The following is a 17,189-nucleotide window of genomic DNA, read 5'->3' as shown; positions in this document are numbered from 1 at the left end:
ATTCAGTTAACTATAATTGACGTAAAGATTCGAAGTAAATTATATAAAATGTGAATATTAATATCCAAAAAAAAATAAATTTTCAATAATATTACTTTTATTTATATATAAGCAAGTTTATGTTTAGACAGTATTTTTATTATGATTTATCATTAACTTATTAAATTAATAGGAGGAAAGTTTTAATGAATAAGTTGTTTAGATTTGGTTTGATTTTTTTGTGTACTTTTTTTCTATACATAGGTTTTTCGCAAACTAGTACGTATGCTGCCGCAGTAGGTGAACAACTAAAATCGCCTGAAGAAGGATGGACCAGATACTTAGCTGACAACAAACTATTTAACTACGGGACAATATGGGAACACAGGACAGATGAAAAAGCAAAGATCCCATATGCAGGTTCAAAAACAGGCGGTACTGGAGATCTAACCTTTAATTTTGAAGGGACTGGTCTACGTCTACTTACTTCTGTGAACTATTCGTATTCCAAGAAAGTAGCAATCAGCATTGATGGAAACGTTGAGTACTTTATTCCCCATAATCAATCAGTAAGAGATTACAACTATAACGTTTTAATGTATGAGAAGAAAGATTTACAAATGGGAGTACATGAAGTCAAAATTTGGACCGTCGAGCCTTCGAAAAATACCTTAAGATATGACTATCGATTATATAGTATAGATGTCATCGGTGAATTAACAAATAAAGAACCAATTGAAGTTCCGCCAGTAACAGAAGAACCGCCACCAGCAACAATAGAGCCAGAAAAACCAAGCAACCCTGAACCACAACCAGAACCCTCTGGAGACCGAGCTATTCTTGTAGTAACTATGACAACTGGTCTTGAAAAGGAATTTGACTTGAGCATGCAAGAAGTTAACAGTTTCATTGACTGGTATGAAGCGAAGCAAGCGGGAAGCGGAAGAGCATCCTATGCGATCGACAAGCATGACAAAAACAAAGGCTCATTCAAAAGCCGGAAGGATTACATCCTGTTTGACCGGGTACTGACATTTGAAGTAAGTGAATACTAAAAATAGTAATGCTTCATCGGTTATATACTGATGGAGCTTTTTATGTTGAGTACATTTAAGCTAGAGGCAATCTGATGGTAGGCGTTAACGCGGGACACATACATATATAGAACTTACGACTAAACAACTATCCATCACATCGTTTGATTTAACCAAGCAGAATCACTTTATAGAATCTTGACATGAAATTCAGAAAATGAGTTAAATAGAAACACCAACAAATGAGCAGAGGAGAGAGCTAATCAATGAGCTATGAAAATGCACTGCAACGTTATATCCATGCAACAAACACACATCAGTTTGAGAATGTTAAACAGTTACTACACCCTAATGCGGTTTACTGGTTTTCAGATCAAACGTGCAAGACGACGCTTGAGATTCAAAGTTATTTTGAGAACTCGTGGGATACGATTAAGGATGAAGTCTACTCCATTTCAGATGTACATTGGCTAGTGACTGAAGAGAATACAGCAACATGTATCTATACATATCATTATGAGGGAGTGCTTAACGGAAAGTTTGTATCTGGCAGTGGTAGGGCAACAAATGTTTTTGTTAAAGTAAACGAAGAAGAGTGGAAAATCATTCACGAACACCTCAGCAGTCTTTAGCGCATCCTTAACACATAGTCACAGAGAACATGATCAAATAGAAACGAACTGGCTACCTTTAAAACGTATGGATATCATCTGATTCTGTCTTACATTTTATATGTATTATTGCTATAATAATACTTATTAAGTTAAATCAAGAATCACTCTCAATCACTTAAAGGATGCCTGTACCACTCTAGCGCCATACATCATACATACTTTAGGAGTTGATCGGATGACAAGAAGTGTATTTAGGAATATGCCGATATGGTTTATACTCGTAGCAATTGCAGTGTTTGTTCTCCTTACAGTCAATTTCTTTTACTTGAATACTGCGGTTAATATGATTGCATTAACCATCTTGAATGTTGCCAACGCCATTCGATTGTGGAAGGCTGAACGGAGTATGGCTATCGTATTGTTAATAGTGGGTCTTGTTTGTGGATTGTACCTCATCAAGTATTTATTGAATTGAAATCTCTCAATGAGCACTACAAATAAAATCTGGTCGTCCACTTTGGACGATCTTTTTTTACGCATAATAAAAAAACAACCGCCATTGTAGTCCACCAATGAACGGTTGCCTTCATTTTAATGAATATTCAACTGTTTAATATTCAACGACCATGGCAACATTTTGCCACCCAGCACCGACAGTCCAGAACAGCACTTTATCACCACGTTCAATCTGTCCGGAGGCAATAGCTCGATGTAATGCAATGAATGGACTGCTAGTGGATGTATACCCGAACTCATCTCCGATGTACACTGCAATTTCATCTGCAATCCCAATGTTCGCCGATACCGCGCGGATATTAGCGATAGACAGTTGAGAGAAGCAAGCGGCTTTGATCTCACTCGGTGCTATTTCATTACGCGCGAGCAACGTTCGAATAGACTCGGAAGCGGCATCTACACAGATGGAATCATCGAAGGGTGTGAATTTCACGTGAAAAGCACGTGCATCTACTCCGGTTTTACCCAGCTTCGCTAATCCTTCAGCAGGAAAGAGAGAGTTACCATACACACACGTATCTGTCTGATAGATGGAGTCAATGAAACCGACACTCTGCTCTTCGCGCTCCACGATTACGGCTGCTGCAGCATCTCCGAAGTTAGCAAAGTATACCGGATCATCAGGGTTCGCATGAGGAGCAACATAATCAGAACCGATAATTAGAGCGCGGCGGATTCTCGGATTGCCTAACATCTGGCGGCTAACCTGTTCGAAGGCTGCGGTCATTCCAGCACAGTTGGCATTGCTATCGATACAGATGGTATGAGAAGCTCCGTTAATCAGGCGATGAATCATTAAGGAATTCGTAGGGAAGATGTACTCTGGTGTTTGGCTTGCATAAGCAATGAGATCAATGTCTGCACCCGTCAGTCCAGCTTTCTCAAGAACATTGCTGGCCGCTTCGAACGCCATACTAAGTGAGTTTTCATCCTCATTGTCAATCTTATAACGCTGATCGCGTCCAAGTGCTTTTAACAAACCACGGATATCTACACCTCTCGCATCAAAATGTTCAATATAAAAGTCATTGCCCACCTTGTTTGACGGATGATAGATATCGATGTCTACAATACGAATTCCGGCCATCTTCGTTCTCCTCCTGTGCGGGACGGTGTATCCAGAGCTTGTCCGCCTGGTATTTTAAGAAGTTGTTCAAAAAGTCAGCTTTAATATTGAAAACCGTCCTTTTTGAGCATGCGCTTTAAGTTGTCACAGTAGATATGATTTCGAGGTTGTCCAGACCAACCGCACGGCCGAGTCGGGATAACTGCATTTTAAGAATAGAATTATTCTCAAGGGTCAGAACAATTTTTTTGTACCCGTCTTTTTTGAACAACGCCAGGCAGCCTTCAAGCAATGGCACAATCTCTGGAGCAGTGACGTTCAGTTTTTTGCAATCAATATTCAAGTTATACTCTTGGGTGTTAATCGGAGCAATGGTATCTTGATACGCAGAGATCGAACGCAATCCGTCTTCCTGTGAAAATGAACCTTCTAGCTCGATGTTTAACACCTTGTTTGCTGCATCCGTTTTAAGAATAAAACTTCCCATGATTGTTCTCTCCCTTTAAATGAGTTAAGGCTATCCCGAAGGATAATTTAACCATATTATAAAGGGGTTGATGTAAGAAGATCAATAAAAAAGTCGAATCATGTATAAAAATGTAGAAAAGTTAATTATTGGATTTCTTTAATTGTCGCGAGCAAGATATTAAATGCGCTAATGATGCGCGGTGCGCCAACACATGGAGCCAAATGTAGCAGAATTCCTTTGAGTTGCTCGACGGTTATTCCAACACTCAGAGCCATAGTATAATGCACACCCAACTGCTCATATTGTCCCTGTGTAATTAATGAAGAGATGATCGCGACTTCTTTCCACTGATCGGTTATCGTAGTACGCTGAAAAATATCCCCGTAGGCTGTCCCCATAATGAATTCAGCCAATTCAGGAAACTGTTCCTTGATCGGATTAAGCGCACGTGCACCATATTCTCCAGATAACTTGGCAAAACGTTCTAATCCCTGATTTACTTGTTCACTCATCGCTGTTCCTCCTAGTTCAAATTAAGTGTACGATGGGCTGTTGGTGGAATCTCATCACGATCTGTAAGCAGTTCAATGACCGTAACTTGATTTAATTGTTGGGCTTCCTTGAGAGCAATGGTGAATTCGGCGTGCGTCTCTGCTCGGAAGGCCACTGCGCCTAGAGACTCTGCAAACTTCGCTGCATCCATTGGAACCTCGAATAATGTGCCATCGATCCGGCCTGTTGTTTTTTGCATACCTTTGAGTGCCATGTCCAATTGTTTGTTGTTCACCACGATGAAAATCACGGGGAGTTGGTTGCAGACAGCAGTGTTAATCTCAGTTCCTAACATCATGAAGCAGCCATCCCCTGTAATACATACGATTGTTTCTTCAGGTGCTGCTGCTTTGGCTCCAATCGCCATACCGATGGCATTACCCATGCAAGCGAAGTAGGCATCGAATACGAAACTTCCTGGTTTCTTAACTTTGTATCGCTGAACCGCATGAAATCCGTGGCTACCATCATCTACGAACAAGGTGTGGTCATACGGAAGGATATCGCTCATGTTCTCTAGTACAGCTGCCAACGATAACTGAGATAATTCTGGAAGCGGAAGGAAGTAATCCGCAGGTGGTAGCTCTCTGTTCACCGCTTGAAGTTGATCTGTATGTTCTGTGAGGTGCCCAAGAAGATGGTTCATATTATCTTTAAGATCGCCGGAGATATGTAAGGTTTGTGAGTTTAGAATTTTACCAACGAAAGTAGGATCGCTATCAAACTGGATTAGGTGTGCCGGATGATTCTCCGGCTTAAGGTTACAAATCGTCATATCACTCAAACGAGAACCTAGCACAATATATAGATCACTCTGATTCATCAGATCATCCGCATGTGGGAAGCCGCCGACTCCGCAAGGGCCATGATATAACGGATGATTCCAGGCAATAGCGCCTTTTCCACCAGGTGAAGTGATGACGGGAATATGAAGAAGTTCGGCAAGCTGTAACAGTTCATCATGAGCATGTGCACGGCCGATGCCTTTGCCAGCGATAATTAATGGATGTTTGGACTGTTGAATTAAGGGGAGCACTCGGTTTAGATTGGTAACACTGATCATAGGCTCAGGCTCGGGAAGGATGATTCGGCATTGTTCCAAAAGTTCGGTCTGTACATCAAACGGAAGACAAAGATGAACGGGGCCTTTGTTTGGACCTAGTGCGATGGAGATCGCATGATTAAAAAGGGTAGCGAAGTGGTCTCCACGCTCGACTAACTTACTAAATAATGTGGCGGGTCTGAACATCTCAGCTAGATCGGCCAAATAAGACGAGGAATCCTGACACTGAGGAAGTCCCAATTCTTGAATGGACTGATGTCCGGTAATAAATAGTACAGGAAGGTTGTTCGCCTTCGCATGGGCAGCAGCTGTTAGTAGATTGGTTCCACCTGGACCCGAAGTTGCAAATGCTACACCCAATCTTCCAGTCTGAAGTGCATAACCCGATGCGGCGAATCCTGAACTAGATTCATGGCGTCCGGGGATGAATTCCAGGCCATAATCGACCATCTTCAACGCAGCAGGGCAAATGGATTTTCCGATAATTCCAAAGACATGGGTGACGCCTAGATTACGCAGAGCTTCCGCTAAATAATCTGCAACGGTTCTCATTTGGGCACCTCGCTTCATGAAATAGGTTTTTAGACCCAAAGGTCTGATTCCTTTTTTTGAGAGCAAATTACGGTATTAGGTTGTAATAGGAAATAAATGCTTGATACTAGGAAGAGTATCTTTTTTTGTGGTTTTTTGTCAATAGATTTTTAAGATTATTAATTTTTGATTCTTAGGGTGGTAGCGCTTAAAGTCTTACTGCAACTCATAAAAAAATCTAGTAAAATATAACTGGCACAAAATGCCTATTATTTTATAATTACATTTAATGTAAAACAATGACTAAAAATGATGGTTTTCAACTGAATTAAACATAAAAACAAGAGTGAGGATTCACTTTTCGTATCTATGCAAAAAGGAGTAGCGCTGTAACACATTCTGTTATACTAGAATTCGATTGGAGTGAATTCAATGAAAAAGATTAAAATGGCTGTCATTGGATTAGGTAAAATGGGCTTACATATGATTCATCAAGCCAAGAGTGAGCAGCACGTAGAGGTAGTGGCAGTATGTGATAGCAATGAGCAATCTCTTGCGGATTATGTAGCCTCGAACCCTGAGACAAGTACATATACGGATTATCGCCGTTTGTTAGATGAACATGAGACTGATCTGGTATACGTTGCGGTGCCACCCAAGTATCATTATGGAGTAGTGATGGAAGTGCTTCAGCGTGGAATCCATATCTTCTGTGAGAAGCCTCTAGCTAACAGTGTGGAGGAAGCCGAAGCTATGCTAGCTGCAGCTGAGCAGTCGGGTGTGCTCCATGCGATCCATTTCTCCATGCCTCATGAACCAGCGGTGCTTCAATTGCAAAAGTTAGTACAGGAAGGAAGTACACTTGGCACTATTCGTAAAATTGAACTGATTCTCCGCTTCCCGCAATGGCCGCGAGCTTGGCAACAGAATCCATGGATTACGACCCGGGATCAGGGTGGATTTATTTTAGAAGTGGGTATTCACTGGATTCATGTGATCCAGACGGTGTTCGGTGGACTGAATGTCATAAACAGTCAGGTACAATATCCCGATCATTCGAACGGTTGCGAGACGGAAATTCATGCAGAAATGCAGCTTCAAGATGGCACTCGGGTAGAGATCAACGGGATCTCACGCTTTGCGGGTGAAGAACGTGTATCTATGGTGGTGTATGGGACGGAAGGAACAATCGCGCTGGAGAACTGGGATCAACTGATGAGTGGAGGGATTGGAGAGTCACTAACACCTGTAACCGTTGATGAATCGTTGAGTGAATTACCTGTACTGAAACATGTAATTGCACGTATTCAAGACAAGCCGGGCAGAATATATGATTTCAGAGCTGGGCTTGAAGCACAACGGATCCTGGAGGCACTTCGAAGTAAGTAACCTAAGCGATAAGAATAAATAACCGACAGGATACTTTCTGGATCTACTGAATCAAAAAATGAACGTTACAGATGGCATTTCTTCCCTACACAGTGTCAATGTGATCTAAAATCACAAAAAAAGAAGCAGTTGCCTAACTCAGGCTACTGCTTCTTTGTATTAAGTTTCACTAAAAGATGTTCCTCATTTCCTCATTATGCAAGTTTGAATCGGTTCACGAGCTGATCCAGTGCATCGGACATTTGGTTCAACTGTTTGGATGTGTCAGTCATTTCTTGCAAGGAAGCTAATTGTTCCTCGGTCATAGCAGATACTTCTTCGGTTGCTGATGCAGTGTCTTCCACGACCGCGGATACAGCATGAATAGAAGACATAACAGCTTGGCTGCCTGCCGTGAGCTCTTCCACCACCGCGGATATATCCACCATTTCCCCACTTAGATCATGAATGTGCTCTGTAATATTAGCAAAGGCTTGCCCAGCATCCTCTATCGTTTGTAACCCTTCTGTGACATGAACAGTATTGGAGTCTACGATCTGAACGGTGTTATGCACACCTGCAAGTACAGTTTCAAGAATGCTTGTAATATGTTTGGCTGAGGTAGCACTTTGATCTGCCAGGTTGCGAATTTCGGTGGCGACAACAGCGAATCCTTTGCCATGTTCTCCGGCGCGTGCAGCTTCAATTCCAGCGTTAAGAGCCAGGAGATTGGTCTGTCTAGCCGTTCCCGAGATAGATTCCGCAATAGAGATGACCTGATCGGACATTTTAGAGATATCCGTAATGGACTCTTGAACCGCGCGGAATGATTGTTCAATGGTTCCCATTTTACCCACTGCATTATTAATGCGTCCTTGTCCATCCAGTGCGATTGATTCGGTTCTTACAGCACGTTCAGCAACATCAGCTGTAGAAGCGGATACTCGGTTTAGTCCAGTCAGCGATTGCCCCATGGCAGCGACCATCGTTTGCGTCAGAACGACTTGTTCATCTGCACCTTCGGCGACTCGTTCCATGGCGGTGGCAACTTCCTTACCTGCGGACAGGTTATCCGACACACCTTTATCCAATCGATCTGAAGCGGTGCTCAGGATGCTGGCATTGTTCTGAATCTCAAGCATCATTTGTTGCAATCCGAGCAGCATTGCATTAGCCGCATCTGCCAATTCGCGCGTCTCATCCTTCATATGGGTCGCAATCCGGAGGGTTAGATCTCCGTTAGATGAGCCAATGTCGTTCAGTGCGCTGGTGACGCTACGAATGTTTTTGACAATAGAGCGGGACAGTGTCAGAGCGGCAATTATCGAAATCAAGGCAACCAGTATGAGCGCACCGTATAGTTCGATGTTGAGTAGCTCGTTTTTTTGTTTGAGTGCTTCGGTGCGCTGTTCGGTTAGCGCTAGTTCATTGGTGCGGAAAGTCGTTAGTGAATCACGAATTTGATCCATATCTTGCTTACCAGGATCATTCACGAAGAACGCTTGCACGGTGGACGTGTCGTTAGCTCGTCGTGATTCAATAACTGGTTCACCCGCAACCTGTACCCAATTGTTTATTACATTATGTATGTTCTCAAGTAGGGCGAGCTGTGCTGGATTATCAGCAATGAGTGATGCGAGCTGTGAGATGATTGTTTCCTTCTGTTCTAAACCTTCGGTGTAAGGGGCAAGATAACTGTCTTGTCCTGTAATGACATATCCTCGTTGACCTGTCTCCATGTCCACCATCGTTTTTTCTAACTCATACGTTAAATCATGTACTTTCATATCGTGATCGACCAGAAAATCCAGCTCGCGTTGGAGTTGGCTAATACTATTTTGGATCAATACAATAGAACCGGCTAGAACAGCCAGCACGAGCAAATAGCCCAAACCAATCTTGTAGAAAATTTTAAAGGTTCTGCGCTTTACCATGTTTGTTATTCCTCTCTGTCGGGTATATATATTTGTCGAAAAAACAGGAAAAACACTAAATTAGGACTTTAGATGTAGAGTCTAGATGACTATTTTCAGTATTATACTTAAACTAAATCATTTTGTATATAGTTTGTTTACTTTATGTATAATGTTATCTGCTGAGTTGTATAATGTTTGCTTAGTGTGTTTTACAATGTTCGGTTTACACCTGCAAACGTTTATGTTTATCATGGGGAGGGAACGATTCCGAATAAATATCCCAATCCGAAAGGACGCTTTGATATGACAAAAGAAAAAGTATTGCTTAAACCGGAAGCAATGATATTTGATATGGATGGCACACTATTTCAGACAGAGACGCTGTTGTTGCCTGCTTACCACCAGTTGTTTGATACGCTGAGAGCAGAAGGACACTTTGAAGGTGAGACCCCTCCAGAGGAACGGATGATTGGAAGTCTTGGTATGTTACTTGAAGATATATGGAAAGTAGTTATGCCTGAAGCATCGGAGGCGGCACATCGCCGCGCGGACGAATTGTTGCTTCAATTGGAGATTGAAGGTCTGGATCAAGGGGGTTCTACACTCTATCCTCACGTGAAGGAGACTTTAACAGCGCTCAAAGAGCAGGGGGTGCGGTTATTTGTTGCGAGTAATGGACTTGAGGATTACGTCAAAGGTGTAGCGTTTGCCCACGAGATCATGCCTTTGTTTGAAGGAGTGTACAGCGCTGGTCAATACAAAACTCCTTCCAAAATTAATCTCGTTCAGATCCTGCTTGAGAAACATCGGATTCAAGATGCGTGGATGGTGGGTGACCGTTCATCGGATGTAGAGGCAGGGAAAATGAATGGACAGACCGTTATTGGCTGCGCTTATGCTGGTTTTGGTAGGGATGAAGAACTGGCGGGATCGGATGTATTGATCTCTGATTTCACAGAACTACTTCGTCTGTATAAGGAAGCAGAATAACCATATTAAACATTTCACATATTTATTCTTGTTAACAAGGTATAGCCTGTATTTCCAGTGGAGTTTCATTGGAAATGCAGGCTATTTTGTTTGTCACTCATTCGCAATTACTCATTCACACGCTTCACATTTACCATTCACCCATCCACATTCACTCAGTTACATTCTCCCCTGTAAAAAGTGGATTTCCCCATCCCGCTTCACACGGTGATCGCTCTATACTTCTTGCAAAAGCAAGTAAGGGGGTCAATGTTGATGAAGCCAAAAAAAGTGCATGCGTACCTGTTCATCTTTCCCAGTTTATTTCTAACTCTCGTGTTTGGGGTGTATCCCCTCATATGGGCTCTACGTTATATGTTCTACGATTATCAAGGCATTGGTACGCCCGTATTTATTGGACTTGGCAACTTTGCCCGCATTATGCGGGATACACAGTTCTGGTCAGCTGTTGGCAATACAGGAGTTTATGCATTAGGTAAGCTTGTGGTCACGATTCCGCTAGCTCTGACACTCGCCATCATCTTGAATCGCAAATGGAGAGGGCGTTCACTGCTAAGAGCTGTGTACTATCTTCCAACCATTTTCAGTGCTTCGGTTATGGCGATTGTATTCTTTATTATTTTTAATTCGTACAACGGAATATTGAATCAACTCCTGGTGAAGTATCATGTGATCTCTGCCCCGATTGGCTGGTTAGATGCGGATCATGCCATGATGACAACCATAATTATTGCGATCTGGGGAGCTGTGGGGAACTATATGCTGCTGTTTATTGCCGGTCTGCAGAGTATTCCTGAAGAACTGTACGAGGCGGCATCGCTGGACGGAGCGAATGAGTTCCAGAAGCTTAGAAATGTGACGATTCCACTACTCGGTCCTGTGCTGCAGATGATTATTATGCTGGCGATTACAACCGCACTCAAAGGATACGAGAGCATTATGGTATTAACCGAAGGGGGGCCGTATGGCAAAACGGAAGTGATGTACTTGTATCTGTTTAAGTTGTTATTTCCGATATCCGCTGATACACAATCGCTCCAGCAACTGGGTTACGGCAGTGCAGTAGGCTTCACTACAGCCATCATTGTAGGTGCCGTCACACTCATTTATTTCTGGATATCCAAGAAGCTTAATGATGTTTATTAACAGCAGACAGGAGGAACCGAACATGTCACAGACCGTCATAAATCCGAGTATTTCACCCAAGTGGGTTCAAGGAATAAAGCGAACACTACTCACTATTTTTCTGCTTATCATCGCTGTCCTGTCGTTGTTTCCGATTCTATTAGTACTGCTAGGCTCGTTCAAAACAAATCAGGAATTAACGGGAGGTGCAACGATATTACCTAAGGTTTGGCAGTTCTCTAACTATGCTCAGGCATGGCAGACAGCCAATTTCTCGGGATTTACGCTCAATAGTGTCTTTGTTAGTGTCACTGCAACAACAGGAATGCTCTTAGTTTCATCCATGTCTGCCTATGCCGTGGATCGAGTGAACTTTAGAGGGAAGAAGGCATACTCCATTTTGATGGCATCTACCTTGTTTATATCCATCGGAGCTGTGGTTCTGCGTCCGCAATTTGATCTGATGGTCAAATTAGGCCTGAATCATACCCTATGGGGTGTCATCATTATTTTAATTAGCGCTCATGCAGCTACGTACTTCATTTTAGTGGGCTTCTTCAAAAGCATCCCGCGTGATCTAGATGAGGCAGCCATGATTGATGGCTGTAACTTCTACACCGTGTATTGGCGCATCATTCTTCCACTACTTCGCCCCGGTTTGGCGGTTGCAGGACTCGGAGCATTTCAGAGCTCGTGGAATGAGTATATCTTGCCTTTTGTGTTCACGATGAACAATCCAAATTTGCAGACCTTGCCTGTGGGCTTGGCTAATCTGCGTTATGGCATCGGGGCTGCTGCTGAGGTTCAGCTCATGATGGCTGGGGCGTGTCTATCCATATTGCCATTGCTCGTTGTGTATATTTTTGCGAACAAATCCTTTATGCAGGTGACATTAGGTGCGGTCAAAGGCTAGGCGTAATCTCCTTAAAATGGGAACGGTATTATGGGATATTCTGCTGTGCTATACTCTTGTTAAAATCTCCAGTGGCAGAGCTAATCCGTATCCGAGGAGTGAACGGCGTTGAACATGAACTTCTATAAGATGACTCTGAAAAAAAGGATACAACTGTTGTACATTTTCCTTGTTGTATTATGCATCAGTGTAACAGGAATTAGCTCGTATCTCTTCGCTGCACGAAGCATTGAACGAAACGCGCTTGAGTTGAAGCAGGGCATCCTGAATAAGTCAGTCCAGGTAATGGATGAACACTTAAGGCACATCGTGGTATCTTCCTATTCGTTTATGCTGAATGACACCTTTACTCAGGTGATGCGAGATGTTCGCAACAATAATGCCTCCCACTATTATCAGAATCTTTCACTTCTGCAAACGTCATTTACGCAATTGAAGCTTGTAGAGCCCTTAATTGATACGACCTTTTTAACAACACCAATTGGTGATTATTACTCAACCAAAGATGTACCGAACCGGGATGATGGATTTGCTAAAGAATATGGGCAGCTTGTGAAGCAACAGGGCTGGAATACAATGTGGTTTGGTTCGCATCAAAGTCAGTTATTCCAGGCGAAGGAACATGTGTTGTCACTGTTACTCAAACCAATTGTGGTCGATAATCACTCATTGTCTAACGTGTATATGGTGGTCAATATGAAGGAAGAGGCGATGAGGGATATTCTGGTTCAGGATTTGATGAATAATTCAATTGAATTGTTTTTGCTGAACAAAAATGGGTCACAGGTTATCCGGTCAACCTCCCAGGATGTGAGTTACCTCACCGACCCTGAATTTAGCCGCGAGATCAGTCTTGGTACAGGCGGGGATTTTAGATATACGAATAGTCAAGGAGAGGACATGCTCATCAACTATTCTGCATTATCCATGAATGAGGACTGGGTGATGGTCAGTGTGCAATCCAAATCAGATTTATTGTCTCCACTGCGGAAGATTCGTTGGTTAGTTATTGGGATTATGGGTTTTTGCATCGTGCTCGCCCTAGGCCTGTCGAACTTGCTGGCATCTGCTCTGCTCAAGCCACTGAATAAGCTGCGTCGTTTAATGGTTGAAGTACAATCGAACGATCTAGATGTGCGCTTCCGCAGCAAGTACGATGATGAGGTCAGTGCGGTGGGGTATCGTTTTAATCGAATGCTGGATCAGATCCAGGTTTTGTTTGAGGAGGTACGGGTAACCGAGCGGGATAAACGACGTTTCGAAGTGAAAGCGCTTCAAGCGCAGGTTGATCCTCACTTTCTCTACAATACATTAAATACAATGTTCTGGAAAAGTGAGAGCGGTGAGAAAAAAGACGTTAGTGAAATGATCGTATCATTGTCACTGTTGTTCCGACTCGGGTTGAATGATGGGAAGGACATGACCAATGTAGAACAAGAGATTAAACATGTAGAGCAGTACCTTCAACTTCAACAACAATGTTATGAGGATCTATTCATTTACCACATTGAGGTAGGTGATCCATCCTGTTATTCCGTAGAAATATTGAAAATATTACTGCAGCCTTTAGTCGAAAACTCTATACTGCACGGATTCCGTGATAAGGATGAGCTCGGCGTCATTGTAATCAGAATTAATCGAGATGAAGAGATGCTGACACTAGAGGTCACTGATAACGGATGTGGTATGGATACGGCTGAGGGGCAGATCAGAGAAGGAGTCGAAGGCAGACGTCAGGGATATGCACTTGGGAATCTCCATGGCAGACTAAGCTTATATTACGGAGATGCCGCTTCAGTTGAATTTGAGAGCAACATAGACGTCGGAACAACGGTCACCATCACGATTCCAATCATCTGAGGAGGGGTAGTATGGATCATTTGACGGTATGTGTCATGGATGATATTCAGGCGGTTGTAAAAGGCATATCTTCGACCATTGCTTGGGAAGAGCATCAGGTGAAAATTGTAGGTACAGCCAACAATGGCGAACAAGGATGGTCCCTACTCAACGAACAAGAGCCGGATCTTGTCATTACCGATATCAAAATGCCTCGCCTCAGCGGTCTTGAATTGATGAAACGGGCATCCGATGCAGGGCTGCGCACCAAGTTTATATTCATTAGTGGGTATTCTGATTTCCGTTATGCCCAAGAGGCGATTAAACTAGGTGCTTCCGATTATTTGCTCAAACCGTTTACCCCTGATGAAATATTAGGCGCAGTGCTCAAGGTAAGAGAAGTGATTGAAGGTGAGCAGGCACAGTCGAGGCAGCTTGAACAATTGGAACAAAAGGTGGAGAGCAGCAGCGTTCATATTCGTCATAGCTACCTTCTGGGACTGCTTCGTCAAGAGGTTGGTGGTTTTATGAATGAGAATCGTTGGGATGAACTGCAGATCGATCTCGATTCTACGAATCTTCAGCTTATGGTGATTGAAGTGGACGGGTACACCCGGTGTGAAAATACGATACATCTGGATGCCGAGATCGTGCCTTTTGCGGTTCAAAATATTGTGGAAGAGACGCTGAATCGTCACACCAGAGGGGTTGTATTACGCGAAAGCAGATACCGGCTTGTGGCGATGTTTAATACACCAGCATCCATGACAGCTCCAGAGCTGCTGGAGGAATGTCGGCTCAATGTGCAACAGTTCAGCAAAAAGACGATTTCCATTGGTTTGGGCACGATTGCCCGAAGACCGCAGGAAGTGTGGAATGCATATGCACATGCCGATAAAGCCATTGGCTACCGATTTTATAGTGAGGGTAACTGCATCTTCCAATATGCAATCGTCGAACGTCAGGAGTGGGTAGCCCCTGCTTACCCTTTGGAGAAGGAGAAGGAACTTTTTTATGCGCTTAAGTGTGGTAATGAAAGTACCTGTCACCGGATCATTGATGATATTTTGGAGGAATGGCAGTTTTCGGAGGGATATCCCGAGCCACTTACGATGATCCGATTGTTGTCTGGACTCGCTTTTGCCATCTATCGTGCCTTTTGCGATGAAATTACGGAGGAAGAACGTATGCGTTTAGAAGCTGACTTGATGGTGCTGGAGGAGATGCGCTCTTTGACATTTGACGGTTGGAAAGGGTATATCAAGCACTTCAGCAGCATGGGCTGCGACATTATGGATAAGAAGCGGCTTACGGATGTGAAGCAGGCCATTCATAAAGCTCAGGAATTTATAAGTATGAACCTGGAAGAGAACCTGACGTTGAACCTTTGCGCTCAATCGGTTCATTTAAGTCCAAGTTATTTTGCCAATGCATTCAAGAAAGAGACCGGCATGACCTTGATTCAATACATCACAAAAATGAGGATGGAGAAGGCCAAGGAACTGTTGGTCGCAGGCATACAAGTACAGGAAATCTGTCAGATGCTGGGTTACGAGGATCGCCCTTATTTCAGCGGATTGTTCAAAAAGTACTGTGGTATGACACCTACGCATTTCCGTCAAATGTATCTGAATTAATGAATGCAGGGAACATCATTTGTCCCCCCATTCATAGTTATAATGTCCCTCACTTCATCAACGGTAGAGCGATTATCATTACGTTATCGGGTAACCTGACAGGTTGTCCAGACAAGCATAGGGGGCTTTTCAATGGCTAAAAAATGGATGATGACTACACTGAGTGCATTGCTCGCATTGAGTTTGGCTGGTTGTTCTACCAACAATGGAACGACAGCAAGCACCGGAACGGGTGGTAGTGATGGCAAAAGTACGGAAGGGAAAACCAAGGTCATCTACTGGACGCCCGATCGCCATGATGCTGATTTTATGAAAACAAAAATTGATGAATTTAATAAAACCAATAAGGATAATATTGAAGTGGAAATGACCGTGATGGGTGACAATTACCCTCAGGCGGTAGATATTGCTTTTGCAAGTAAACAAGCACCAGATGTGCTACAAGTCAATGATTTTCAGACCTATTATCAAAAGGGGTATCTAGCTCCAATTGACGGCTATATGAGCGAGGACATGAAGACTACGTTCAAAGACAGCCTAATCGACAACAAAAATACAATAGATGGAAAAATATATACTCTTCCGAATACCGGACAAGTGTGGAGACTCGTGTATAACAAAGATATTTTTCAAAAAGCCGGAATCACCAGTCCGCCTAAAACGTTGACCGAAATGGTGGAGGATGCGAAGAAAATTACGGACGCTGGGAAAAGTGAAGGAATCTATGGCTTTGCTAGTCCGTTCAAAAGTGGAAGCGGTTTCTGGAGGGCGGCGAACACGATCGCAGGAGCCAGTAACAATTACGGCATCGATGGCTATAACTACCGAACAGGTCAATTCGATTTTGGCATGTACAAGGATGTTGCACTTGCGCTTCGCCAAATGAGTGAGGATGGAAGTATGCTGCCAGGGGTTGAAAGTCTGGATATTGATCCGCTGAGAGCGCAGTTTGCACAAGGCAAAATCGGGATGTACATCAACCATTCCGGCGAACCAGGGGTCTACAAAGATCAATTTCCTACCGAAGAGAACTGGGCTGCTGCTCCTGTGCCTACCAGTGATGGAACGATCAAGGGGGCTTCGCAAGTTATAGGTGGTTCATATATCGGGATCAGTGCAGATTCAACTCAAAAAGAAGCAGCATGGAAGTTTATGGCGTATGTATACAGCAAAGACCTTCAGAGTGAGTATTACGAAAAAGGCTATGGTATCTCCCTTATTCCAGCGGTATTAAGCTCAGGTAAGAAACCAAACATTCCTGGCATTGAAGGCTTCTTGCCGAAGCGCTATGATGCGATTTTTCCCGCGAATCCAGGGGTAGTAACAGAGAGCTCGCTGGAAGGAACGAAATGGACAGATGCATTTTCCATCTTTGTCTTTACCGGCGGCGATATCGATAATGTAATCAAAGATCTGGATAGCAGATACAATGCTGCACTGGAGAAGACCAAAGCGGCAGGCTTGACCAATATAAGCGCTGATCCTTCTTTTGATTCCTCCAAACTTCAAGGCAAATTATCAACAGAAGAATAGCAGTAGTGACGCTTTAAATTAGGCGGCTGGGGTTCCAAGACTCT

At 43.3% G+C, this 17,189-nt stretch carries 15 protein-coding genes; 10 read left to right on the top strand and 5 right to left on the bottom strand.

The window, feature by feature from the left end; all coding sequences use genetic code 11:
* The first annotated feature begins 185 nt into the window (after nucleotides 1–185).
* From MH215_RS09595 to MH215_RS09585, 3 genes are all read left to right on the top strand, one after another.
* Nucleotides 186–1,034, top strand: a complete 849-nt coding sequence (locus MH215_RS09595) for a hypothetical protein (RefSeq protein WP_239289850.1) — start codon at nucleotides 186–188, stop codon at nucleotides 1,032–1,034.
* Nucleotides 1,035–1,279: 245 nt separating this feature from the next.
* Nucleotides 1,280–1,645 (top strand): YybH family protein, encoded by a 366-nt coding sequence (locus MH215_RS09590; RefSeq protein ID WP_239289849.1) that lies wholly within the window; start codon nucleotides 1,280–1,282, stop codon nucleotides 1,643–1,645.
* A gap of 217 nt (nucleotides 1,646–1,862) precedes the next feature.
* Nucleotides 1,863–2,102, top strand: coding sequence for a hypothetical protein (locus tag MH215_RS09585; RefSeq protein ID WP_239289848.1), 240 nt, complete (start codon nucleotides 1,863–1,865; stop codon nucleotides 2,100–2,102).
* A gap of 135 nt (nucleotides 2,103–2,237) precedes the next feature.
* Here the strand turns inward: MH215_RS09585 and MH215_RS09580 are convergent, their stop codons facing one another.
* The 4 genes from MH215_RS09580 to MH215_RS09565 all read right to left on the bottom strand — a co-directional run bounded on the left by MH215_RS09580 (nucleotide 2,238) and on the right by MH215_RS09565 (nucleotide 5,845).
* A complete protein-coding gene (locus MH215_RS09580; protein ID WP_239289847.1) occupies nucleotides 2,238–3,230 on the bottom strand; it encodes a 3-oxoacyl-[acyl-carrier-protein] synthase III C-terminal domain-containing protein in 993 nt (330 codons plus the stop codon).
* A 115-nt stretch (nucleotides 3,231–3,345) separates the two neighbouring features.
* On the bottom strand, nucleotides 3,346–3,696 hold the full coding sequence (locus MH215_RS09575; protein WP_056698302.1) for a hypothetical protein: 351 nt from the start codon (nucleotides 3,694–3,696) through the stop codon (nucleotides 3,346–3,348).
* Between the two features lie 125 nt (nucleotides 3,697–3,821).
* A complete protein-coding gene (locus MH215_RS09570; RefSeq protein WP_239289846.1) occupies nucleotides 3,822–4,190 on the bottom strand; it encodes a carboxymuconolactone decarboxylase family protein in 369 nt (122 codons plus the stop codon).
* Nucleotides 4,191–4,201: 11 nt separating this feature from the next.
* A complete protein-coding gene (locus MH215_RS09565) occupies nucleotides 4,202–5,845 on the bottom strand; it encodes a thiamine pyrophosphate-binding protein (protein ID WP_239289845.1) in 1,644 nt (547 codons plus the stop codon).
* Nucleotides 5,846–6,256: 411 nt separating this feature from the next.
* Here MH215_RS09565 and MH215_RS09560 point away from each other — a divergent pair, with 411 nt between their 5' ends.
* Nucleotides 6,257–7,213 (top strand): Gfo/Idh/MocA family protein, encoded by a 957-nt coding sequence (locus MH215_RS09560; protein ID WP_239289844.1) that lies wholly within the window; start codon nucleotides 6,257–6,259, stop codon nucleotides 7,211–7,213.
* A gap of 194 nt (nucleotides 7,214–7,407) precedes the next feature.
* Here the strand turns inward: MH215_RS09560 and MH215_RS09555 are convergent, their stop codons facing one another.
* On the bottom strand, nucleotides 7,408–9,126 hold the full coding sequence (locus tag MH215_RS09555; protein WP_239289843.1) for a methyl-accepting chemotaxis protein: 1,719 nt from the start codon (nucleotides 9,124–9,126) through the stop codon (nucleotides 7,408–7,410).
* Nucleotides 9,127–9,411: 285 nt separating this feature from the next.
* Here MH215_RS09555 and MH215_RS09550 point away from each other — a divergent pair, with 285 nt between their 5' ends.
* The 6 genes from MH215_RS09550 (at nucleotide 9,412) to MH215_RS09525 (ending at nucleotide 17,145) form a co-directional block, all read left to right on the top strand.
* Entirely contained in the window at nucleotides 9,412–10,098 is a 687-nt protein-coding gene (locus tag MH215_RS09550) for an HAD hydrolase-like protein (RefSeq protein WP_056698291.1), read from the top strand.
* Between the two features lie 255 nt (nucleotides 10,099–10,353).
* Nucleotides 10,354–11,244 (top strand): carbohydrate ABC transporter permease, encoded by an 891-nt coding sequence (locus tag MH215_RS09545; RefSeq protein WP_056698288.1) that lies wholly within the window; start codon nucleotides 10,354–10,356, stop codon nucleotides 11,242–11,244.
* 22 nt (nucleotides 11,245–11,266) lie between these two features.
* On the top strand, nucleotides 11,267–12,136 hold the full coding sequence (locus tag MH215_RS09540; RefSeq protein WP_056698285.1) for a carbohydrate ABC transporter permease: 870 nt from the start codon (nucleotides 11,267–11,269) through the stop codon (nucleotides 12,134–12,136).
* A gap of 114 nt (nucleotides 12,137–12,250) precedes the next feature.
* A complete protein-coding gene (locus tag MH215_RS09535) occupies nucleotides 12,251–13,996 on the top strand; it encodes a cache domain-containing sensor histidine kinase (RefSeq protein WP_239289899.1) in 1,746 nt (581 codons plus the stop codon).
* A gap of 11 nt (nucleotides 13,997–14,007) precedes the next feature.
* On the top strand, nucleotides 14,008–15,612 hold the full coding sequence (locus tag MH215_RS09530; protein WP_239289841.1) for a response regulator: 1,605 nt from the start codon (nucleotides 14,008–14,010) through the stop codon (nucleotides 15,610–15,612).
* A 132-nt stretch (nucleotides 15,613–15,744) separates the two neighbouring features.
* The gene (locus MH215_RS09525) at nucleotides 15,745–17,145 is read left to right on the top strand and encodes an ABC transporter substrate-binding protein (RefSeq protein ID WP_239289839.1); all 1,401 of its coding nucleotides are present in this window, start codon (nucleotides 15,745–15,747) and stop codon (nucleotides 17,143–17,145) included.
* Nucleotides 17,146–17,189 lie beyond the last annotated feature (44 nt).

Origin of the sequence: Paenibacillus sp. ACRSA (assembly GCF_022346845.1) — a bacterium.
GTDB lineage: Bacteria > Bacillota > Bacilli > Paenibacillales > Paenibacillaceae > Paenibacillus.
The sequence above is the reverse complement of the archived record's forward strand: the minus strand, read 5'-3'. Positions and strand labels throughout refer to the sequence as shown.

Excerpts from the sequence above, each read along its gene's own strand:
- MH215_RS09595 (WP_239289850.1), top strand. The coding sequence starts at position 186 with ATGAATAAGTTGTTTAGATTTGGTTTGATTTTTTTGTGTACTTTTTTT.
- MH215_RS09590 (WP_239289849.1), top strand. The coding sequence starts at position 1,280 with ATGAGCTATGAAAATGCACTGCAACGTTATATCCATGCAACAAACACA.
- MH215_RS09585 (WP_239289848.1), top strand. The coding sequence starts at position 1,863 with ATGACAAGAAGTGTATTTAGGAATATGCCGATATGGTTTATACTCGTA.
- MH215_RS09580 (WP_239289847.1), bottom strand. The coding sequence starts at position 3,230 with ATGGCCGGAATTCGTATTGTAGACATCGATATCTATCATCCGTCAAAC.
- MH215_RS09575 (WP_056698302.1), bottom strand. The coding sequence starts at position 3,696 with ATGGGAAGTTTTATTCTTAAAACGGATGCAGCAAACAAGGTGTTAAAC.
- MH215_RS09570 (WP_239289846.1), bottom strand. The coding sequence starts at position 4,190 with ATGAGTGAACAAGTAAATCAGGGATTAGAACGTTTTGCCAAGTTATCT.
- MH215_RS09565 (WP_239289845.1), bottom strand. The coding sequence starts at position 5,845 with ATGAGAACCGTTGCAGATTATTTAGCGGAAGCTCTGCGTAATCTAGGC.
- MH215_RS09560 (WP_239289844.1), top strand. The coding sequence starts at position 6,257 with ATGAAAAAGATTAAAATGGCTGTCATTGGATTAGGTAAAATGGGCTTA.
- MH215_RS09555 (WP_239289843.1), bottom strand. The coding sequence starts at position 9,126 with ATGGTAAAGCGCAGAACCTTTAAAATTTTCTACAAGATTGGTTTGGGC.
- MH215_RS09550 (WP_056698291.1), top strand. The coding sequence starts at position 9,412 with ATGACAAAAGAAAAAGTATTGCTTAAACCGGAAGCAATGATATTTGAT.
- MH215_RS09545 (WP_056698288.1), top strand. The coding sequence starts at position 10,354 with ATGAAGCCAAAAAAAGTGCATGCGTACCTGTTCATCTTTCCCAGTTTA.
- MH215_RS09540 (WP_056698285.1), top strand. The coding sequence starts at position 11,267 with ATGTCACAGACCGTCATAAATCCGAGTATTTCACCCAAGTGGGTTCAA.
- MH215_RS09535 (WP_239289899.1), top strand. The coding sequence starts at position 12,251 with ATGAACTTCTATAAGATGACTCTGAAAAAAAGGATACAACTGTTGTAC.
- MH215_RS09530 (WP_239289841.1), top strand. The coding sequence starts at position 14,008 with ATGGATCATTTGACGGTATGTGTCATGGATGATATTCAGGCGGTTGTA.
- MH215_RS09525 (WP_239289839.1), top strand. The coding sequence starts at position 15,745 with ATGGCTAAAAAATGGATGATGACTACACTGAGTGCATTGCTCGCATTG.